Raw genomic sequence first — 22,729 nt, forward strand, 5'->3', positions numbered from 1 at the left:
TCACCTCAATTGTTTATAGTCCAAATACGATTGTAAAATCATTACTGCGGCCATTTTGTCGATCACTTGTTTTCGCTTTTTTCGACTAACGTCCGCAGCAATCAACGTGCGCTCTGCTGCCATCGTGGACAATCTTTCATCCCACAGGATGACAGGAAGTGAAAACGTTTCTTTCACTTGTTCCGCAAAGCGTTTTGTCGCTTCACCACGCGGTCCGATCGTGCCGTTCATGTTTTTCGGAAATCCGACGACGATTTCCTCAACCGCGTATTGCTCAATTAATTGTCGCAAACGGTCAAAACCATATTCGCCGTTTTCTTCATCGATGCGAATCGTCTCGATGCCTTGAGCCGTCCATCCTAACTCGTCGCTTACAGCAACACCGAGCGTTTTCGTTCCAACGTCTAATCCTAAAATACGCATGTGGCTATTCCTCGCGATGTGTTCGTAAATAGAATTTCACTAATTCTTCAATTAATTCGTCACGATCGACTTTACGAATTAAGTTTCTGGCATCTTTATGGCGAGGGATGTAAGCTGGATCACCAGATAATAAGTAGCCGACTATTTGGTTAATTGGGTTATACCCTTTTTCTTGTAATGCGTCGTATACGGTAAGCAACACTTCCCGAACATCGACATCCATCGGTTCTTCCGGAAAGTTAAATTGCATTGTATTATCAAACGAACTCACCGTCTTTTGCACCCCACTCTCACATTCCACGAAATCTGGCATATCCATCCTTACATCCATTGTACACGATTTCCACCATTTATTAAACAGATTTTACCCACTGTTCGACAAATTTAAGCGCTTCGTCTACTTTATTCGCATCTTTTCCGCCGGCTTGTGCTAAATCTGCTCGGCCACCGCCACCACCGCCGCAACGCGTCGCTACTTCTTTAATAAGTTTCCCTGCGTGATAGCCGCGGTCAACTAAATCGTTTGTTACGCCAGCAATTAAGTTTACTTTATTTTGTTGTACAGAAGCAAGCACAATGATTGCTGATCCTAATTTTTGTTTTAAATCGTCAATCATGGCACGCAAGCTGTTCATATCGGCGTTATTTACTTTGCTTGTGACAAGTTGAACACCGTTTACTTCTTTTACTTCGTTTACTAAGCTTTCTGCTTCCATATGACTTAAACGGGCAGAGAGCGATTCATTTTCACGTTGCAATTCACGCATATCGTTCATGAGCGTATCAATGCGCGTTATCACATCTTTCGGATTTGTTTTTAATTTTTCCGCTACTTCTTTTAATAATGCGATTTGATCGTTCATTAGACGATACGCAGCTTTTCCTGTGACCGCTTCAATACGGCGTGTACCTGCCCCAATGCCTGATTCAGAAACAATTTTAAACAAACCGATTTCGGCTGTATTTGTTACGTGACAGCCACCGCAAAGCTCTAGGCTATAGTCGCCTACTTGCACAACGCGTACGATGTCGCCATATTTTTCGCCGAACAACGCCATCGCCCCCATCGCTTTCGCTTCATCAAGCGGTTTATAGTCGATCGCAACAGGGAGGTTGCGCCAAATTTGTTCATTGACAATCGCTTCAATTTGCTCAAGCTCTTCTTGCTTCACTTGACCGAAGTGCGTAAAGTCAAAACGTAAACGGTCAGGCGCCACAAGCGAACCAGCTTGGTTGACATGTACGCCAAGCACATCTTTTAACGCTTGATGCAATAAATGTGTCGCTGTATGGTTTTTCACGATATCAACGCGCGCTGCTTCATCGACATGTGCGGTGTATGTGCCGTTTGTTTGAATGACCCCATGTTCGACGACGATATGATGTAAATGTTGACCATTTGGTGCTTTTTGGACATCTTTTACGTACGCTTTTCCTGTTTCCCCTTCGATCCAGCCACGGTCAGCGATTTGTCCACCGCTTTCTGCATAAAACGGCGTTTCACGTAAAATGATTTGCGCTTCTTGTCCTTCGCTCACTTCGTTCACAAGTTGACCGTCTTTTACGATTACTTCAACGACAGACGAAACAGAAAGTTGATCGTAGCCAACAAACGTGCTTTCTACTTTAATATCGCCTAATACGCCACCTTGTACTTGCATCGAATCGACATCTTGACGTGCAGCACGTGCTCGTTCACGTTGGCGCTCCATTTCACGCTCAAAACCGTCGTGATCGACTTTCATCCCTTCTTCTGCCGCATACTCTTCCGTTAATTCCACAGGGAAGCCGTATGTATCGTACAGGCGGAATACATCTTCACCGCTAATTGTATCGCTACCACGTTGTTTTTCTTTTTCAATGACGCTTGCTAAAATGGCAAGTCCTTCGTTTAACGTTTCGTGGAAGCGCTCTTCTTCATTTTTAATGACTTTTTGAATAAATTGTGCTTTTTCTTTTACTTCCGGATAATAATCAACCATAATTTCACCGACAACCGGCACGAGTTCATACATAAATGGACGTTGAATGTTTAATTGTTTCGCATAACGAACCGCACGGCGCAATAAGCGGCGCAACACATAACCGCGTCCTTCGTTTGATGGAAGCGCACCGTCGCCAATGGCAAACGTGACCGTACGAATATGGTCTGCGATGACTTTAAATGCCACGTCTTTTTCAGCATTTGTACGATATGTTTCACCCGAAATTTGTTCGGTTGCGCGGATGATTGGCATAAATAAATCGGTATCAAAGTTTGTCGGAACGTCTTGTAAAATCGAGCACATTCGCTCTAATCCCATGCCTGTATCAATGTTTTTCTTCGGAAGCGGCGTATACGTACCGTCAGGATTATGGTTAAATTGCGAAAAGACGAGGTTCCACACTTCTAAATAGCGCTCGTTTTCTCCCCCCGGATATAATTCCGGATCGTTCGGGTCGTTGCCAAATTGTTCACCGCGATCATAGAAAATTTCTGTATTTGGTCCACTTGGACCTTCCCCGATATCCCAGAAATTCCCTTCCAACCGAATAATGCGTTCTTCCGGCAATCCGATTTCGTTATGCCAAATGTCAAACGCTTCTTCATCTTCTGGATGGATCGTGACAGAAAGACGATTCGGATCAAAGCCGATCCATTTTTCGCTCGTTAAAAACTCCCATGCCCAATGAATCGCTTCCCGCTTAAAATAGTCGCCAATCGAAAAGTTTCCGAGCATTTCAAAAAACGTATGATGGCGTGCTGTTTTTCCGACATTTTCAATATCGTTTGTGCGAATCGATTTTTGTGCATTACAAATGCGTGGATTGTCTGGAATGACGCGACCATCGAAATATTTTTTTAATGTGGCCACACCGCTATTAATCCATAACAACGATGGATCATCAATTGGAATGAGCGATGCGCTCGGCTCAACGGCGTGACCTTTTTCTTTGAAAAAGTCTAAAAACATTTGACGAACTTGAGCAGATGTTAGCTTTTTCACGTTTCCTTCCTCCCTTATAAAATATAAAAAACTCCCATCCCTGCTCAGGGACGAGAGCTTGCTCGCGGTACCACCCTGTTTATGGACAAAACGTCCATCACCTCAACCGCCGTAACGTGGCTTCGTCGGCAGGGTTTGCCTGCACTCAGGATTAGCGTTCTGTTACCCTTCATCTGGAATTTCTTTCAGCCTCGGAAATTCCTCTCTGTGCGCCAACATGCGCTTTAAGATGGACTGTAACATACTCGATCCGTCATCGTTTTTGTATGTATTACTCTTGTGAAAATTATAGACAAGCCCCTTTTTTTTGTCAATTTGTTTTCAATGAACGAATATGCACAAATGTCGCCTTACCAATCGCAACGATCGGAACAGCAACAATTAAACCGATGATACCACCGATTTCCCCGCCAACAAATAGGGAAAACATAATGATTAGCGGATGTAAATGTAAGCTTTTGCCTACGATAAGTGGAGATAAAATGTTTCCTTCAATAAACTGTAGCGCAAAGACGATGCCGACGGTAAGAAACAACATGTTGACTGATACCGTTGCGGCAATAATCGCTGCTGGAATGGCGCCGATAATTGGTCCGAAATACGGGATCACATTTGTTATGCCAACGATGATGCCAAGCAAAAGAGGATATTTCATATCAATGAGCCAAAACGAAAGCGTAGCAGCTGTTCCGATCAATAGGCAAACAAACAATTGTCCACGAATATACCCACCGAGTGTGCGATCGACATCGCGCAAAAATTGAACGCCTTTATTTCGCCATTTTTTCGGAGTCCATTCCCATGCCGCTTTTTTTATAAGCTCCACATCTTTTAACATGTAAAATGCGATAAACGGAATAATAAAAAAGACGATAACTCGATTAATGAGCTGTTTCAATCCGATAATTGTTCCCGTAACCGCCCCGCTAATAAACGTTTCTGCTTCTGTAATCATCGCTTCAATTCGTTTATGAACATCGTAAGGCCATGTGGCCGTTTCTTCATGAATATAATTCGTCCATTGTTCATACGTGCGGACAAATATCGGTAAACTTTTATTTAAATCTTCAAGCTGGGCAATAAATAATGGCGTGCCTTTATAAACCGCAAAACCGATTCCTCCAAAAAATAACGCATAAATAGAAAGAATAGCGAGCGCTCTCGGCATCCCACGTTTATGAACATACTCTACGACAGGATGCAATAAGTATGTAATAAACGCTGCGATAAGAAAAGGGGTTATAACTTTAATAAACATATGTAAAAATGGTAGCCATACGGATTTGAGTTTCACAACGAAGTAAATAAAAATTAAAACTAATAACATTTTCATTAAGCGAACGAAAAAATGGAGATGCGGATGTTCCAAACTGATCCCTCCTTTACTTCTATAGTGTGAGGACAAATAGAAGATGTTATACGAAAAACGGCAACCTCAAATGAGATTGCCGTTTTTCGTTACATAAATGGACGTAACATTTGTTTGCCGACTTTTCGTACGTTGCGCATGTTCATGCCACCGTTTCGTTGCGCTAATTGGTATGCTGCCACTCCAGCACCGATCGCAAGTAAAGAAGCGATTGTTCGATTCATCGTCATTCTCCTTTCATTACGAAAACAAAGTTCGTTCATGTTCGCTAAATAAATCGTCAAGCGAGCTAAGCGTTCCGTCTTCTTCGACTTGATGCGTATAAATCATTCCTTTTTGAACGGTTAGCTCAATAAAACAATTCCAACAATAATACTGATTGACGCCGATTTTCCCTAAATCTTTACTTTGACAGTTCGGACACTTTAACATAAAAAGGCACGCTCCTTTTTATTTTTTTCTTCTATCTTTGTCATTTTTTTACGCAAACATACATCATTGCAAAAGAAGCGTACCGATATGTGTGTCCATTGTTATGTTACGTCATTTCCCATGAAGTCATACGGGGTAACACCTTCCATTCCGATGTTTGCATCTTCCATTGGGAGCAGTTGTTGTTCAGAAGAAATGGTAGCTGTTAATTTTTCGTATAGCGTTGTTTGCCTCGTCCCGTCATCTGTTCGCATCACCCCAAGTTGGAACGCTTCTTCTTCACCGCATAAAATTAAATACTGCTTACTGCGCGTAATGGCTGTGTATAGTAAATTGCGTCGCAGCATGCGATAATAACTTTTCACAACAGGCAAAATGACGATTGGAAATTCACTTCCTTGCGATTTATGAATCGAACAACAATACGCGTGCGTAATTTGGTGCAATTCTTGTTTCGGATACGTCACTTCATTTCCATCAAACGAAACGACAACGAGATCTTGTTTTTCCACATTTTCATTTGCATAAAAAATAGCAACGATCTCACCGATGTCTCCATTAAAGACGTTTTCATCTGGCTGATTGACAAGTTGCAACACTTTATCCCCTACACGATAAACGACATCACTAAAAGTAATCTCTCTTTTATTGTCGTGTTTTGGATTAAATAATTGTTGCAACGTTTCATTCAGTCGATCAATTCCCGCATGACCGCGATACATCGGAGCGAGCACTTGAACGTCTTTCGCCCGATATCCTTTTTGTTTTGCGTTTTCAGCTACTTTTTTTACAACGTCAACGACCTGTCCACTCGTGCAACGAATGAACGAACGATCTTTTTGCGGAATCGTCAAATCATGAGGAATGTTTCCATCTTTAATCGCATGAGCAAGCGAAATGATCGACGAACCTTCCGCCTGACGATAAATGTCTGTTAGTCGAACGGTCGGAACGACATTTGCACGAAGCAAGTCTTTTAACACTTGTCCTGGTCCGACAGACGGCAGTTGATCCTCATCGCCAACGAAAATAACTTGCATCGATGATGGAACAGATTTCAACAACTGATTCGCTAGCCACGTATCAACCATAGACATTTCATCAACGATTAACAGTTTTCCGCAAATCGGCTCATCTTCTCCGCGCTGAAATCCATCACCACTCCAACCGAGCAAACGATGAATCGTCATCGCAGGCAAGCCTGTCGATTCCGTCATGCGCTTCGCTGCACGTCCTGTTGGAGCAGCAAGCAAAATAGGAAATGGCTCTTCCGTATCATAACTCGTCGGGTCAAGCGATAGTCCATGCAATTTCGCAAACAAATGAACAATGCCGTTAATGACCGTCGTTTTTCCTGTGCCTGGTCCGCCCGTTAAAATGAACAACGGGGAACAAAGTGCTTGTTGAATCGCCTCTTTTTGTTTTTGCGAATATTGAATGTTTGCTTCTTCTTCCCATTCACCAAGCGCAAGTAAAAATTCCGCTTCAGAAAATGTTGATATATCACATTGTTCGAGTAGTCGCTTGACGTTTGATACAATACCCTTTTCGGCGAAATATAACGAAGGGATATAAAAACGATCTTCTTCAACGATTAATTTCCCTTCTTCAGATAAATGAACCATTTCACGAGAAATGCAAGCGACATCAACAAGTTCTTGACGTTTTGCTTCTAACAGTTGTTTTACTTCTGTAAGCAGTTGTTCATACGTCATATACACATGTCCTTCTTGCATGCAATGTTGTTCAATGACGTATAAACAACCGGCTCGAATGCGATCCGGATGATTCCCGGAAATGCCGAGCTGCAAGCCGAGATCGTCTGCACGACCGAATCCGATCCCTTCAACATCTTCCACCAGTTGATACGGATTTGTGCGAATGATTTGTAACGTTTCATCTTTGTACACTTGATAAATTTTCATCGATAATTGTGGTCCGAAGCCAAATTGCGATAAAGCGATCATAATTTGTTCTAATCCTTCATGTTCGCGCAACGTTTCATATAGCTGTCTCGCTCTTGCTTTTGTCAACTTCGGCACGTTGGCAAGCACGTCGGGATCTTCTAATATTTTTGAAATCGCTCGCTCTCCTAACGCTTCAACGATCGCAGTGGCTGTTTTTTTGCCAATTCCTTTAAACATGCCGCCCGATAAATATTGAATGACTCCTTCTTTCGTTTCAGGAAACTCTTTTCGAAAATGATCGACAACATATTGTTTCCCAAAGCGCGGATGTTCTTTAAATGAGCCGAAAAACGTATATGTATCATGCTCACCGAGCAAAGGGAAATAGCCTGTCACAACAACATCTTTTTCGATATGCGCTTCATTTGTTTCTTCCACACGCACACGAATGACCGAATATAAATTGTCTTCGTTATGAAAGATTGTACCGACATGGACGCCTTTAATAAACGATCGTCCGTCTAAATCTAACTGTTGTTGCAACGCCATCCCCCCCTTTTTTACTGTAATGCTTGTTCCATTAGCTTTTTCCCATGACCTGCTAACAAATGATCCGGCTGAATGATAAGCGCCTTTTCAAACATCGCATGTGCCGTTTTCGGATCGTCTTTGTATGCATACGCGACACCTAAATTGTAATACGCATCCGCATGTTGATCGTTTAAATGAATCGTCCGTTCAAAATACGTCATCGCCTCATCGACAAACTGCAATTGAGCTAAGCAAAGTCCGAGCTGAAACGTCGCTTCCACATCGCGCTCGTTTAATTCTACTGCCCGCTGAAAATACGGCATCGCTAAACGTGGTTGCTCTAAATACATGAGCGACATGCCGAGCATAAAAAACACATCCCCGTCCGTTAATCCAGCTTGAATTGCTCGTTCAAATTGTTCTTTCGCAAGTTCGAACTGTTGGCGATTGTAATACATCGATCCGAGCCCGTAATATGCAGTTGCAGCTTTTTCATCAAGTTCAAGCGCTTTGTGAAAAAAGCGCATCGCTTTTTCTTCTTCTCCGACCGCTGCTAATACGTTCCCGAAATTAATGTAACCAACAGGATCGTTCGGTTGTCGTTCAATTGCTTCGTGAAAGCATTTAACCGCTTCTTCATATTTTCCCTGCTGCATATATTGAATGCCTTGCGCATTGTAATCCATCTTTATCACCTCATATTCAATATTATAACAAAAAAGCCTTCAACTCGTCTGTTGAGTTGAAGGTTAACCAGCGTATGTGAGTTGTTCTCCATCGCGAAAGACTCGATCGATCGTTCCGCCACCGAGACATTGTTCACCGTTGTAGAACACGACCGCTTGACCAGGAGTCACTGCGCGCACGCGTTGTTCAAATGACACACGCGCGGTCGTCTCATCGATCATTTCTACTGTTACCGGCACATCTGGCTGGCGGTAACGGAACTTCGCTGTACACGAAATCGGTTCACTTGGCTTTCGATCACTGACCCAATTCACATTCGTTGCAATAATCGCATCAGAATAAAGTAATTCATTATCAAATCCTTGCGCCACGTATAAAATGTTATCTTTTACATTTTTCCCGACGACAAACCAAGGCTCTCCGCTACCACCGATACCAAGTCCGTGGCGCTGTCCGATCGTATAATACATTAACCCGTCGTGCGTGCCTTTCACTTGTCCATCGAGCGTTTGCATCTTGCCCGGTTGCGCGGGTAAATAGTTGCTTAGAAACTGTTTGAAATTGCGTTCGCCGATGAAACAAATGCCTGTGCTATCTTTTTTTCCTGCTGTCGCAAGCCCTGCTTCTTTTGCGATTTCGCGCACTTTGGACTTTTGTAATTCACCGATTGGAAACAACACTTTTGATAATTGTGCTTGCCCGAGCTGATTTAAAAAATATGTTTGATCTTTGTTTGCATCTAATCCGCGCAACAATTGGTATTCTCCATCACGATACGCAACGCGCGCATAATGACCTGTTGCTAAATAGTCAGCACCGAGCGCCATCGCATGTTCTAAAAACGCTTTAAATTTAATTTCTTTGTTGCACATCACATCTGGATTTGGCGTGCGCCCTGCTTTATATTCATCTAAAAAGTACGTAAATACTTTTTCCCAATATTGCTTCTCAAAATTAACTGCATAATACGGGATACCAATTTGGTTGCACACACGCACAACATCTTCATAATCTTCTGTTGCGGTACATACCCCGTTTTCATCCGTATCGTCCCAGTTTTTCATAAAAATTCCAATTACATCATATCCTTGTTGTTTTAACAATAATGCTGCTACCGATGAGTCGACTCCACCGGACATACCTACGACTACTCTTGCCATCGTTTTCCCTCCTTTCACGCTTTTGTTAGTCGCTTCACAATGTTTGCAATATCATATGCGGCACGTTCTATTTGTTCGATTGTATTGCCATATCCAAAGCTAAAACGAACAGAAGAACGAATACGCTCGGAATCATTTCCGTACATCGCTACTAACACATGTGACGGATCAATGGAGCCAGCCGTACATGCTGATCCGCTTGATGCAGCAATACCTGCTAAATCTAAATTGACAAGCAATGCTTCTACATTTGTTCCAAAAAACGCAACATTCAATACATGTGGCAAGCGATTTGTTTCATGACCGTTGACCGCGTAATGAATGCCTTCTCGTTCAAATGTCGCAAGCATAGTACGTTGAAATTGCTCATACAACGCTCTTTTTTCAAACATCGTTTGTTGCGCAAGTTCAGCTGCTTTTTGCAATCCGACAATCCCTGGCACGTTTTCTGTTCCTGCTCGCCGCTTTCGCTCTTGTTCCCCTCCGTATATGTGGGGAGCAAGTCGAACGCCTTCACGCGCATATAAAAAGCCTACCCCTTTTGGCCCATTAATTTTATGGCTAGATACCGAAAGTAAATCAATGCCGAGTTCACGCACATGAATCGGAACGAGGCCATATGCTTGTACCGCATCAGTATGAAAATACGCATCATGGTCGCGAAGTAATTGGCCAATGTCGTGAATCGGTTGCAATACGCCTGTTTCGTTGTTACCAAACATAATGGACACAACGATTGTATCATCGCGCAAAGCGCTTTTTACTTGTTCAACTGAAATCATACCATGCTCATCCACAGGCAAATACGTCACATCAAATCCTTGTTTTTGTAAAAATTTGCACGTTTTTAATACGGCGTGATGTTCGACGGACGTTGTAATGATATGACGACCTTTTTCGCGATTCGCCATCGCCACACCAATGATCGCTAAATTATCCGCCTCCGTTCCACCGCTTGTAAAAATAATTTCGTTCGCTTTTGCTCCAATCGTTTTTGCAATCGTCTCCCGTGCCTCATCAAGCGCTCGGCGACTTTCACGCCCGAACGAATGAATGCTTGATGGGTTGCCGAAATATGTTGTCATGTACGGTATCATTGCCTCCACGACTTGCGGATGAACAGGAGACGTTGCTGCGTGATCTAAATAAATGCGCTCCAAATACATTCTCCTTTCTTAAATGTAAAACATATATGCATCACCATGGTCGTCCGTATGGCTTGCTAAGTCTTCTAGCGTTGTACTATCTAACACTTCTTTTACCGCATCGCGAATGCGCATCCATAGTTCACGCTTCGCTGGTTCTTCATCTTCTAGTTCTTCAACGACTTGCAACGGTCCTTCTAACACACGAATGACATCACCTGCTGTAATGTTTGACGGTTCATCTGCTAAAATATAACCGCCATACGCTCCGCGAATACTTTTTACTAAACCAGCATTTCGCAATGGAGAAATGAGTTGTTCTAAATAATGCTCGGATAAGTTGTTCATTTGAGCAATCGATTTTAATGAAATAGGTCCCTCTCCATATCGTTTAGCCAACTCAATCATAATCGTTAAACCGTATCGACCTTTTGTAGATATTTTCAAACGAATCATCCCCTCATCAACTGTCAAAAGAAACACAAGCCATTATAACATAAAAATGCGAAACAAAGGAACGTTACTGCTTTTTTCGTTCGTTTAGCCGTTCGTACACATGAGCGAGCTGTTTTTCTTCTCCGTTTTGTTTCGGCTGATAATATTGCACCCCGATTAAATCATCAGGCAAGTATTGTTGTGCCACCCAACTGTACGCATAGTCGTGCGGATATTTATATCCTACTCCGCGTCCAAGAAGTGTGGCGCCTTTATAATGAGCATCTTGTAAATGAAGCGGAATAGATTGGCCTTTGCCGCTCCGCACATCCATAAGTGCTTGTTCAATTGCCTTATATGCACTATTTGATTTCGGTGATAAACACATGTCAATCGTCACGACCGAAAGTGGAATGCGCGCTTCTGGCATACCGAGACGTTCGGCTGCTTCGATCGCACTCATCACCTTCACTCCGATCAGTGGATTTGCTAATCCAATATCTTCATAAGCAATGACCGCAAGACGACGACAAACAGCGGTAAGATCTCCGCCTTCAAGCAGTCGTGCCAAATAATGAAGTGCAGCATCTACGTCACTGCCACGAATGCTTTTTTGAAAAGCGGAGAGTAAAGAATAATACGTGTCTCCTTGTTTATCATACGTCAATGCCTTTTTTTCTACACAAAACAAAACCGTATGTAAATCTACAACAGCGCGTTGATCGTCTTGCTTCGTTGCATATATCGCTTCCTCCAACAAAGTTAACGCTGTGCGCGCATCACCATTTGCTCCTTCTGCAATCATAGACAGCGCCTCATCGCTAATTTCAACGTGCCAATGACCTAATCCTCGTTCACGATCCGCTAAAGCGCGACGTAATAACTCGATCGTTTTCTCTTTTGTCAATGGTTGCAACTGTTTGATTTGCCCTAGACGACTTCGAACAGCCGGATTAATCGAATGGAACGGATTTTCCGTCGTCGCTCCAATAAGCGTAATCAGGCCGTTTTCGACATGTGGCAATAAATAGTCTTGCTGCGCTTTTGTGAAACGATGAATTTCATCAATAAATAAAATGACGTTACCTTCAAAGCGAGCATCTGCCACAATTTCTTCGATTTCTTTTTTTCCTGCCGTTGTCGCATTTAACGTATAAAACGGACGTTGCATCGTTCCAGCAATCGCATAAGCGAGCGATGTTTTGCCGACGCCAGGCGGTCCGTAAAGCAACAACGAAGGTACATAGCCATTTTTAATCATTCGATATAGCGCTGTATGTGAACCAATGACATCATCTTGTCCGATGACTTCATCGATGGTGCGTGGACGCATACGATAAGCAAGCGGCTCTTGAGCAAACAACATTTTTTCTCACCTCACAATGCTAGCGCTGCACGTAAGGCAGGAACAAACTCGCGCACATTACTTTGTTGTAAATATAAAACAAACGCATCAATAATCGCTTTTCGCGGTTCATCTCGCTCTACTTCTGTTTTTAATTGTTTTAGGAGCTCTACGATATCATGATCGTTCGCTTCTTCGATCATCTCCTCAATAAGCGCGAGTGCACGTGTTTTTTCCGCTTGAGCATCGTGGCTAAGCAACGGCATGTCGTGCTGTAAACTGTCGACAAGAGTATCAAGTCGCCCGATTAAAAAAGGGGCTAATCGTTGAAAAGGAAACGTCTTTTGTTCAAAAAGGGCGAAAAATAAATATTCTTTTAACATGCCATTTAACATAACGGCACAATCAAGTACATACGGACGAATACGCTCCCCGTATACATCTATGAGTGATTGAACGTACCAGTCAAATAAATGGGAACGAATACGTAAAACGAGCGCATGAACGTCTTCGCTAACTTTTTGTGCATGATCGCCCATATGCATTTGTACAATTTCTTTATGTTGCTCAAACGCTTCAATTTGTAGAGAAAGTTGCTTTAAAAATTTTTCACGTGCCGTTAACGAACGATCAGAAGCGATACGTGCAAATTGTTGAAACAGCTGATCGTAATGATATTGAAAAATCGACAGCACAATTTCCTCTTTTGACTTAAAGTAATTGTATAGCGATCCTTTTGCTAACTGGCTATGCTCAGCAATTTCTTGCATCGTTGTAGCGTGATATCCTTTTTCAGCAAATAGTTTCATCGCCACTTCAATAATTTGCTCTTTTCTGCTCACTCGGCCTCATCCTTATTGTTCATTTCTCGTTTTATTATAACATAACAGGCTGACCGAATTTCAGTCAGCCTGTTATCGATTATGCTTGTCGTTCTTTTTTCGCTTGACGGAAGAAAAATAGTTCATACACAACAGGAACGAGAATTAACGTTAATAACGTTGATGACGTCAATCCACCGATGACCGTAATCGCCAATCCTTTGGAAATGAGCGTTCCCGATGATTTCGTAAGCGCAAGCGGAATGAGTGCGGCAACTGTCGCAAATGCTGTCATTAAAATTGGACGTAAGCGTGTTTTTCCTGCTTCAATGAGCGCTTGACGAATCGTCATTCCTTTTTGCTCACGATTTTGCCCGATGCGGTCAACGAGAACGATCGCATTCGTTGTGACAATTCCAATGAGCATTAATAAACCGATCATAACGCTGACAGACATCGGTTCATTCGCAATAAATAAGCCGAGCAACGAACCGATTGGAACGAATACAAGCGATGATAAAATAATAAACGGTATGCGCGCTTTTCCGAACGTAATAAGCATCGTAATATACACAAGCCCAATGGCTACAACCATCGCTAAACCGAGTTGTTGAAACGTTTCTACCGTTTCATCGCTTCCACCGCCGCCTTCAAATGAGACGTCTTTTGGTAAGTCAATTTCTTTTTTCACGCCATTGATGACATCTTGTGTGACTTTTTGAATGTTGTCACCAACGACTTGAGCTGACACACGTGCGAACACTTTTCCGTCCAATTTTTGAATCGATGTAAATGTATCGACTTCTTTCACATCTGCCAATTGTTTTACTGGCACTGGACCGAACTTTGTGAAAATAAGTGTGTTTTCTAACTCTTCTATCGATGCCATTTGTTTATCATATGACAATTGTACCGTCCGTTCTTCATCGTCTAACGTCAACGTACCGACTTGAACCGGACGAGTTTGATCAGCGATTGTACCGAGAATTTGAAATCCTGATACACCGTATTCCATTGCTTTGTTCGTATCAATGTTAACGACAACTTGCTTTTGTTTATCTGTAAAGTTATTTGTGACATATTTCAAATCGTCGCGCGTCTTTAAGTACGCTTCTACATCTTTCGCTGCCTGTTGTAACGCATTTAAGTTTGTCGAGTATAAGTCAATATTTACGTTATTGTTTGACGGCGGGCCGCCTGTTTGCAATTCTTGAACACCGATTTTTGCACCTTTTACTTCCGCTTGAGCGATCGTTTCCATTTCTTTTTCTAACTTTTTAATAAATGCGCTCACGTTTGTGTCTTCTTTCAACGTGATAAAATAGTTCGCTTGGTTTTTCCGCTTTAATCCGCTACGGAAATCGCGACTACCAATTCCTGCAGTAACTTCTTCAATCTCCTTCATTGAAGCAAACATATTTTCAATTTTCAACGATACATCGTTCGTTTTTTCTAATGGAGTAGACGATGGAAGTTCGACGGCAGCGATTAATGATTTTTGTTCTTCGTTTGGAATAAATGTAAAGCCTAACTTCGGTACAATAGCGAATGAACTACCGAGCAATAAAACAGACAAAAGCAAGACGGTTTTTTTATGATTCAACGCCCATTCAATCGCTTGACCGTAAGCTCGTTGCAACGCTCCCTCTTTTTCTTCTGGCGGCACTTTTTTAAACGAAAATTTCGCTAAAATTGGAACGATCGTAATTGCAACAACGAGCGACATTAAAAGGGAAAACACAATCGTTAACGCAAATGGTAAGAAAAACTCGCCTGTCACGCCGCCAACAAGACCGAGCGGTAAAAAGACAACAACTGTTGTAATCGTCGACGATGTAATTGCCTTTAAAATTTCTTTCGTTGAGTCTTCGACAAGTTCATCTGTTATTCCCGTTTTCGATTTGCGCACGCGTCGGAAAATGTTTTCGATAACAACGATGCTATCGTCTACAACACGTCCGACCGCAACCGCCATTCCTCCAAGCGTCATAATGTTTAAAGAAATATCCATTCGTTGTAAGAAAATGGACGCTACAAGTAACGACAGCGGAATCGAAATAATCGCAATGATCGTTGCACGTACATTTCGTAAAAAGATAAGCACTGCAATGGACGCAAACAATGCTCCGAGCAATCCTTCACGCACGAGCGTTTCAACAGACTTTTTAATTCCTTCAGCAGAATCAAATCCTATGGCATAATCAATTTGATCTTTATATTTGTCAAGCACGTTTAGTACTTTTTCTGCCACTTCAACAGTGTTGGCATCTTGCTTTTTCGTAATAGCCATGGATAAAGATGGTTGTAAGTTGTAGCGCGTAATTTCTCCTTGCTCTGTCACTGCCTCAATCGTCGCCACATCTTTTAACGTAATTTTTGCAGAAGCTTGCTGACCACTTGCTGGTGTTGCTGATGATGCATTCATCATTGGCGAAGACAACGGTAAATTTTCAAGTTGTTTTATCGTTTCAATTTTTTGTTGTACGCGAATCGGAATTTGTACTGTTTCTGTTTGAACATTTCCGGCAGGGAACGCTAAAAACTTTTCATTAATTTGTTCTTTAATTTGCGTTAAGCTTAAGCCGTACTGTAATGCTTTTTGCTTATCAACTGTAATTTGAACAATATCCTCTTCCATTCCACCGACAGAAATGGAGTTGATACCATTAATTTTTTTCAACTCTGGAATGATTGTATCATCTAACAGCTGTTGTACGTTTGTATCCCCTTTTGCAAACAGAGAAATGTTATAAATCGGGAACGTACCAAACGAGAACCGATTCACTTTCGTTTGCACGTTTTCTGGTAAATTAGCTTCTTTCATTAGCGATTCAACTTGTCGTTCAACTTCTTCCATATCAGTGTTGAACGGAAACTCTAGGTTAATAATAGAAATACTTTCAAACGATGTACTTTGGAGTTTCTTTACCCCGTCAATTGCTTTAAACTTTTCTTCTAACTTTGTCGTCACTTGCTCGTTCATATCTTCTGGCGAAGCACCTGGATAAATGACTTCCACAGATAGTTGTGGAAACTCAATATTTGGCAACAAATCAACTTTTAAAGAAGAAAATGAATATAGTCCGCCTAATATGAGTAGAAACGAAATAATAAATACAGCGACCGCATTTTTTAAACTAAACCTCGTTAAAAAGTTCATTCCGCTCTTCCTTTCTTTCTGGAAATATGACCAAATGGTCGTTTTATTACGACCAAACAGTCGCATTTTCAATATAATTCAAATTCCTTTTCTTTGCAACTAATAATGTGCTATAAAGAAGCGCAAAGGATGTTTTTCCTTTGCGCCTCATTTTAGGGACTTATCGGACAGCCCCTTATTGTTGATCTACACGTTGAATCGGAATGTCTTTTAATAATTGTTGTATGACATGTGCAGCCATAATGAGACCTGCAACAGATGGAACGAACGCATTCGATGACGGCGGCATTTTCGCCTTACGAATCGTTGCTTCATCGTTTCCTACTTCTTTGCGAACGTCCTCACGAATGACGATTGGGCTTTCATCCGAGAAAACAACGGTAATACCTTTTTTAATTCCTTCTTTTCGCAATCTTGTGCGAATGACTTTTGCAATCGGATCCGTATGCGTTTTTGAAATATCAGCGATGCGAAAACGAGTTGGATCCATTTTATTTGCTGCTCCCATGCTTGAAATGATTGGAATATTGCGTTCTAAACATTGTTTCATTAAATGAATTTTATACGAAATTGTATCCGACGCATCAATGACATAGTCCATGTCATACGAAAAAATTTGCTCATACGTTTCTTCCGTGTAAAACATTTTTAACGCAATGACTTCGCACGCTGGATTAATATCAGCAATGCGCTCTTTCATGACTTCCACTTTCGGACGTCCGACAGTTGACAATAAGGCATGAATTTGACGATTGACGTTGGTAATGTCAATATCATCTTTGTCAATTAAAATAAGACGCCCGACACCTGAACGAGCAAGCGCCTCGACTGCGAACGAGCCGACACCACCGATACCGAGAATCGCAACGGTACTTTCATTTAGTCGTTTTAATCCGTCTTTTCCGATCGCAAGTTCGTTACGAGAAAATTGATATAACATGTTTTTCCTCCTATATGTAAGTATTTCAATCGGATATACATGCATTATGGCACAAAAAAAGCCTTAACGTAAAGCATGTTCTTTACGTCAAGGCTTTATTCGTTTTTGTTGCTTAAGTCCCAATCGTGCCGTCGCTGATGGCCTTTGTTTTGAACCCGCTCTCTCACAGGTGGGTGCCCTGTTTCAAGCTTATGTACGTCCTCGGTATGTAAATGAGGCATGTACGCTACCTGAAAACCCGAGCTCCCGTATCACACATTGTTCGGTCAAAACAATAGGTGATACGACAAACACATCAGGACTTGTTGTTACTTGTATGTTAGCACACTTCGCATGCATTTGCAACGTTACAAATTTAGTCTACTTTTTGAACGTCCTTCACTTGTAAATGCAGCTCATCTAATTGCGCTTCACTTACTACACTTGGTGCTTCTGTTAGCAGACAGCTAGCACTTGCTGTTTTCGGAAAGGCGATCGTATCACGCAAGTTAGAACGACCCGCCAGCAACATGACAAGACGGTCTAATCCAAGAGCAATTCCACCGTGCGGAGGTGTACCGTATTCAAACGCTTCAAGCAAAAAGCCAAACTGTTCGCGCGCTTGTTCTTCAGTAAAACCGAGCGTTTTAAACATTTTTTCTTGTATATCACGCTCGAAAATACGGAGCGATCCTCCTCCTAACTCATATCCGTTTAACACAAGATCATACGCTTGTGCGCGAACGCTCGCTGGATCTGTTTCAAATTTTGGCACATCTTCACGAACAGGCATTGTAAACGGATGGTGTGCCGCATAATAGCGACTTTCTTCTTCATCGTATTCAAAAAGCGGCCAATCTGTAATCCATAAGAAATGAAAGGTTGATTCGTCAATCAACTTCAAATCTTTACCTAATTTTAAACGCAACGCGCCAAGCGAGTCTGCAACGACAGATTTTTTATCGGCTACAAATAACAACAAATCATCGACTTCCGCTTCAAGCGTTTGCATCATTTGTTTTTGCTCGTCTTCGTTAAAAAACTTCGCAATTGGCCCTTTTAGTCCATCGTTTTCAACTTTCAACCATGCTAACCCTTTTGCCCCGTAGCGAGCGACATATTCTGTTAACGCATCAATATCTTTGCGGGAATATTTGTCCGCTGCGCCTTTGACGTTGATCGCCTTCACTTGTCCACCGTTTTGCACTGCGCTGGCGAACACTTTAAAGCCACAATCTTTCACTTGCTCAGATAGGTCGACAAGCTCAAGTCCAAAGCGAGTATCTGGCTTGTCCGAGCCAAAGCGAGCGATCGCTTCATCATATGACATGCGTGGAAAAGGAATAGGAATGTCGATTCCTTTTGCGACTTTCATGACGCGCGCCATCATGCGCTCGATCATTGCTAAAATATCATCTTGACTCATAAATGATGTTTCAATATCGACTTGTGTAAATTCTGGCTGACGGTCAGCACGTAAATCTTCATCACGGAAACAACGAGCAATTTGATAGTATCGTTCAAAGCCAGCGACCATTAATAATTGTTTAAAAATTTGTGGCGATTGTGGTAACGCATAAAACTCGCCTGGATGTACACGGCTTGGCACTAAGTAATCGCGTGCTCCTTCTGGCGTACTTTTCGTTAAGATTGGCGTTTCTACTTCTAAAAAGCCTTCTTCATCTAAAAAGTCGCGAATCGCTTTCGTTACTTGATGACGCAACTGAAACGTTTGAAACATGACGGGACGACGCAAATCTAAATAACGATATTTTAAACGCACATCTTCTGATACGTCCGTTTTGTCTGAAATTGGAAACGGTGGCGTTTTTGCTTCACTTAAAATCGTCACATGTGTCGCATGTACTTCAACTGTTCCAGTCGATAAATTTCGGTTCACTTGCCCTTCTTCACGTTGAACGACCGTTCCTTCTACGTCTAACACGTATTCGCTGCGAATCGTTTCTGCGACTTGCAACGCCTCTTTCGAGACATCTGGGCTAAACACAATTTGAACAATGCCTGTGCGGTCGCGCAAGTCAATGAAAATAAGCCCTCCTAGGTCGCGACGCTTTTGCACCCATCCTTTCAAGCGCACCGTTTGACCAATCGCTGTATCTGTTACTTCTCCACAGTAATGCGTCCTTCCGAACATACTTTCCCCTCCTATTGCAATACGTTTTTCATATGTGAAACAAATATGTCAAGAGGTACTTCTTGCTGTTCCCCTGTTGCCATATGTTTGACGTTAATGACACCCTTTTGCAGTTCATCTTCGCCTAAAATGGCAACGTATGCCGCATGCAAACGATCCGCTGCTTTCAGCTGTGCTTTTACTTTTCGATCTTGATAATCTTTTTCTGCCGCGATGCCTTCTTGACGAAGGGCAGCGACGAGAGCAACCGCTTCTTCTTTTGCTTGTTCTCCTAATGCCACAACATAACAGTCAATTCCTTCTGAAATCGGTAATGAAATACCCTCAGCCTCTAATGCAGCAAGCAAGCGCTCAATGCTTAAAGCGAATCCGATACCTGGCGTTTCAGGCCCGCCAATTTCTTGAACGAGACCGTTATAACGTCCACCACCGCATAATGTCGTAATGGCGCCAAATCCTTCTGCCTCGCTCATAATTTCAAACGCTGTATGATTGTAATAATCTAAACCGCGCACAAGCCGCGGATCGACTTCAAATGCGATGCCAAGCTTTTGTAAATACATTTGCACTTTTTCAAAATATGTGCGCGACTGTTCATTTAAGTAATCAAGAATCGACGGAGCTGTGCGCATAAGTTCGTGGTCGCGATCTTTTTTACAGTCTAAAATACGCATCGGATTTTTATGTAACCGCGCTTGGCAATCATCGCAAAACTCATGAATGCGAGGTTGGAAATGATCGATGAGCGCTTGTCGGTGCGCTTTTCTACTTTCAACATCGCCTAAACTATTGATCACAAGTTTCAGTTTTTTCAGTCCGAGTGAGCGATATATATCCATCGCTAAAGCAATGACTTCAGCGTCAATCGCTGGATCGTTACTTCCGAGCGCTTCGACACCAAATTGGACAAACTGACGAAAACGACCTGCTTGCGGACGTTCGTAACGGAACATCGGCCCCATGTAATACAGTTTCACCGGTTGATTCGGATATCCGTACATTTTATTTTCAACAAATGAACGGACGACCGCTGCTGTTCCTTCTGGACGAAGCGTTAAACTGCGACCGCCACGATCTTCAAACGTGTACATTTCTTTTTGAACAATATCCGTTGTATCGCCGACACCGCGTAAAAATAGTTCCGTATGTTCAAAAATTGGCGTACGAATTTCTTGATAGTTATAACGCCGACAAAGTTCGCGCGCAATTTGTTCAATATATTGCCATTTTGCCGCTTGTTCTGGCAAAATGTCTTGCGTCCCGCGCGGAATTTGAAATGACATATCATTCCCTCCTTTAGTTTTTATGCAAACAAAAATCTCCCACCCCTAATAAATTAGGGACGAGAGATGAATTCCCGTGGTGCCACCCTAGTTGAAGCGCATGCTTCCACTTTCATCCGATAACGCTCGGAAAGCGTTCTCTCCTACTAACGATCGCGCGTTCAAAGAGAAACCTACGGAGTGTTCGTTCGTTAAGTCATCATGGAGAAATGCTTCCAGCCTACGGCATTTCCTCTCTGGCCATGTGTACTCTTAACTACTTTTCTCCATCATCGGCGAGATGTTGAATTTTCTTTTATATTACGTACGAACAAACCATTTGTCAAGACGACCTTTATTTTTCGAAATAACGAAGCAATCCGCTACAAATCGCTTCTATCGCTGCCTGTTGATATGTTGGGGATACGACGAACAGTTCCTCATTCGGATTGCTTAAATAGCCGAGCTCAAGCAATACAGAGGGACGGCTATTTTCGCGCAAAACATGATAGTTTCCTACACGAACCCCACGTTGCTGAATGCCTGTTAAGCGACTGAGGGGATCAAAAAGCGCATCTGCAAGCGACCGATCGATTGATTTATAGTAATATACCGTTAATCCGCTCGCCGTGCGATTTAACGCGCTGTCGTAATGAATGCTAATGAACGCATCTGCTTTATTGTTCGTAGCTATTTGTACTCGCTCACTTAACGATAAAAATCGATCATCTGACCGTGTTAAAATGACGTTAGCCCCCATTTGTTTCAGTTTTTCGCTTAGCAACAGCACGGTCTGTAACGTTAACATTTTTTCAATTGTTCCATTGACACCCGTTGTCCCATAATCTTTGCCGCCGTGTCCTGCATCAATAACAACTGTTTTTCCTACTATTGTTTGATTTTGAGAGGGAGCGGATGTTTGCGTCACTTGAACAACCCATTCGGCTACATATCCGATCGTTTGGGCATCCACTTGAATGACATACCATTGCCCTTCCTTTCGAATGACTCCGAACTGATCACCACGTTTTGCTTTCGAAATCACAGGCGATTGGGTAGAAGGGGAAGAACGAATATTTGTATTGTCGTATAACATTTGAACATATGTATCGTATGTCATTTGTTCACTATTTTGCTCAGCGTTTGCTACATATGCCCGATTCACCCATCCTTCTTTTCCTTCCCAGCGTACATATATCCAATCATTTTGTGTCATCGTCGCCGTTCCTTTCTCGTTGCGGTTGACATAACCGATGACCGCATATGTCGTTCCTGGTCCCTTGCGAATACGTAAACCATCTACTTGGCATACGACCGGCTGTTGTATTTGTTTTTTTATTTCAATCGCCTCATTTTGCGTTTGAACGTATTTTCCATGCACCCAACCTGTTCGATTTGAGGCGAGCCGGATTTGTAGCCATTCTCCTCGCTTTTGAACGACAGGATATTGCTTTCCTTTTGCTACTTTTTCTTGTACCGTAAACGTAAATCCCGGGCCGGTACGCACATTGAGTTGATTAACAGCTATGCGCACATTTATCGCTGCTTCCGCCGTTTGTACGATCAGCAACAAACAACAAAAAACGAACAGTGACGTCATGAACGATTTTTTCATGTTGCAACCCCCCTACGTTGTCAGGTATTGTCAAAAGTTTTAAAGACATACCCTAAGTTTTTATTGATTTTATGCGGTTTTCGACAAAAAAAGCTTGCCACCCCTGCTGTTTTTGGTACGATTGAGGTAACCCCACACCCAATCAAAACAAAGGAGTGACAAGCTTGTTACCTCAATTATTAATCAAAATGCTCCAAATAATCAAGATCCAATATCAAATCATTATTTATTTACTAGGTGTACTTTTTGGAAAGTCCCTCACAGACTGGGATGACGAAGAACCGGTGAATCAATCGTATCAGAAACTCCAAGTCGATGAACTGCCTGTCATCGAAACGCTTCCGCGTTTGGATTATCGTCAGCTTCTTGTCGAATA

19 protein-coding genes, 1 other RNA gene and 1 other annotated feature are annotated in these 22,729 nt (G+C 42.3%); of the genes, 1 reads left to right on the forward strand and 19 read right to left on the reverse strand.

Annotated elements, in window-relative coordinates; translation table 11 throughout:
• From ruvX to ASC42_RS12025, 19 genes are all read right to left on the reverse strand, one after another.
• Entirely contained in the window at nucleotides 1-423 is a 423-nt protein-coding gene (gene ruvX / locus ASC42_RS11945; RefSeq protein WP_055441939.1) for a Holliday junction resolvase RuvX, read from the reverse strand.
• Between the two features lie 4 nt (nucleotides 424-427).
• Nucleotides 428-694, reverse strand: coding sequence for an IreB family regulatory phosphoprotein (locus tag ASC42_RS11950; protein WP_004889315.1), 267 nt, complete (start codon nucleotides 692-694; stop codon nucleotides 428-430).
• Between the two features lie 82 nt (nucleotides 695-776).
• Nucleotides 777-3,410, reverse strand: coding sequence for an alanine--tRNA ligase (alaS, locus tag ASC42_RS11955; RefSeq protein ID WP_055441940.1), 2,634 nt, complete (start codon nucleotides 3,408-3,410; stop codon nucleotides 777-779).
• A gap of 310 nt (nucleotides 3,411-3,720) precedes the next feature.
• Entirely contained in the window at nucleotides 3,721-4,779 is a 1,059-nt protein-coding gene (locus tag ASC42_RS11960) for an AI-2E family transporter (protein WP_082435732.1), read from the reverse strand.
• An 89-nt stretch (nucleotides 4,780-4,868) separates the two neighbouring features.
• Nucleotides 4,869-5,009, reverse strand: a complete 141-nt coding sequence (locus ASC42_RS13800) for a YrzQ family protein (protein WP_072242746.1) — start codon at nucleotides 5,007-5,009, stop codon at nucleotides 4,869-4,871.
• Nucleotides 5,010-5,019: 10 nt separating this feature from the next.
• Nucleotides 5,020-5,211, reverse strand: coding sequence for a hypothetical protein (locus ASC42_RS11965; RefSeq protein WP_032100167.1), 192 nt, complete (start codon nucleotides 5,209-5,211; stop codon nucleotides 5,020-5,022).
• Nucleotides 5,212-5,312: 101 nt separating this feature from the next.
• Nucleotides 5,313-7,667, reverse strand: a complete 2,355-nt coding sequence (gene recD2 / locus ASC42_RS11970; RefSeq protein ID WP_055441941.1) for an SF1B family DNA helicase RecD2 — start codon at nucleotides 7,665-7,667, stop codon at nucleotides 5,313-5,315.
• An 11-nt stretch (nucleotides 7,668-7,678) separates the two neighbouring features.
• Nucleotides 7,679-8,335: a tetratricopeptide repeat protein gene (locus tag ASC42_RS11975; protein ID WP_055441942.1), complete on the reverse strand. Its 657-nt coding sequence runs from the start codon at nucleotides 8,333-8,335 to the stop codon at nucleotides 7,679-7,681.
• Between the two features lie 63 nt (nucleotides 8,336-8,398).
• Complete coding sequence (gene mnmA / locus ASC42_RS11980; RefSeq protein WP_055441943.1) at nucleotides 8,399-9,496, reverse strand: tRNA 2-thiouridine(34) synthase MnmA; 1,098 nt, start codon at nucleotides 9,494-9,496, stop codon at nucleotides 8,399-8,401.
• A gap of 14 nt (nucleotides 9,497-9,510) precedes the next feature.
• A complete protein-coding gene (locus ASC42_RS11985; protein ID WP_055441944.1) occupies nucleotides 9,511-10,656 on the reverse strand; it encodes a cysteine desulfurase family protein in 1,146 nt (381 codons plus the stop codon).
• A 15-nt stretch (nucleotides 10,657-10,671) separates the two neighbouring features.
• The gene (gene cymR / locus ASC42_RS11990; RefSeq protein ID WP_032100512.1) at nucleotides 10,672-11,088 is read right to left on the reverse strand and encodes a cysteine metabolism transcriptional regulator CymR; all 417 of its coding nucleotides are present in this window, start codon (nucleotides 11,086-11,088) and stop codon (nucleotides 10,672-10,674) included.
• Nucleotides 11,089-11,161: 73 nt separating this feature from the next.
• Nucleotides 11,162-12,442: a replication-associated recombination protein A gene (locus ASC42_RS11995; protein ID WP_055441945.1), complete on the reverse strand. Its 1,281-nt coding sequence runs from the start codon at nucleotides 12,440-12,442 to the stop codon at nucleotides 11,162-11,164.
• An 11-nt stretch (nucleotides 12,443-12,453) separates the two neighbouring features.
• The gene (locus ASC42_RS12000; protein WP_055441946.1) at nucleotides 12,454-13,263 is read right to left on the reverse strand and encodes a TetR/AcrR family transcriptional regulator; all 810 of its coding nucleotides are present in this window, start codon (nucleotides 13,261-13,263) and stop codon (nucleotides 12,454-12,456) included.
• Nucleotides 13,264-13,342: 79 nt separating this feature from the next.
• The gene (locus ASC42_RS12005) at nucleotides 13,343-16,402 is read right to left on the reverse strand and encodes an efflux RND transporter permease subunit (protein WP_055441947.1); all 3,060 of its coding nucleotides are present in this window, start codon (nucleotides 16,400-16,402) and stop codon (nucleotides 13,343-13,345) included.
• Between the two features lie 175 nt (nucleotides 16,403-16,577).
• Nucleotides 16,578-17,342, reverse strand: a complete 765-nt coding sequence (locus ASC42_RS12010) for a tRNA threonylcarbamoyladenosine dehydratase (protein ID WP_055441948.1) — start codon at nucleotides 17,340-17,342, stop codon at nucleotides 16,578-16,580.
• Nucleotides 17,343-17,454: 112 nt separating this feature from the next.
• Nucleotides 17,455-17,647: non-coding RNA, 6S RNA (gene ssrS, locus ASC42_RS13805), on the reverse strand.
• Between the two features lie 50 nt (nucleotides 17,648-17,697).
• Nucleotides 17,698-19,476 (reverse strand): aspartate--tRNA ligase, encoded by a 1,779-nt coding sequence (aspS, locus tag ASC42_RS12015; RefSeq protein WP_055441949.1) that lies wholly within the window; start codon nucleotides 19,474-19,476, stop codon nucleotides 17,698-17,700.
• 11 nt (nucleotides 19,477-19,487) lie between these two features.
• Complete coding sequence (gene hisS / locus ASC42_RS12020) at nucleotides 19,488-20,759, reverse strand: histidine--tRNA ligase (protein ID WP_055441950.1); 1,272 nt, start codon at nucleotides 20,757-20,759, stop codon at nucleotides 19,488-19,490.
• 52 nt (nucleotides 20,760-20,811) lie between these two features.
• Nucleotides 20,812-21,041: a binding site (T-box leader), on the reverse strand.
• 52 nt (nucleotides 21,042-21,093) lie between these two features.
• Nucleotides 21,094-22,353: an N-acetylmuramoyl-L-alanine amidase family protein gene (locus ASC42_RS12025; RefSeq protein WP_055441951.1), complete on the reverse strand. Its 1,260-nt coding sequence runs from the start codon at nucleotides 22,351-22,353 to the stop codon at nucleotides 21,094-21,096.
• 155 nt (nucleotides 22,354-22,508) lie between these two features.
• On the opposite strand from ASC42_RS12025, the gene ASC42_RS12030 reads away from it, so the two are divergent.
• The coding region (locus ASC42_RS12030) for a transposase (protein WP_072242741.1) at nucleotides 22,509-22,729 on the forward strand (221 nt) is incomplete at its 3' end.

Source organism: Anoxybacillus suryakundensis, from assembly GCF_001418025.1.
Classification (GTDB): Bacteria; Bacillota; Bacilli; order Bacillales; family Anoxybacillaceae; genus Anoxybacillus; species Anoxybacillus tengchongensis.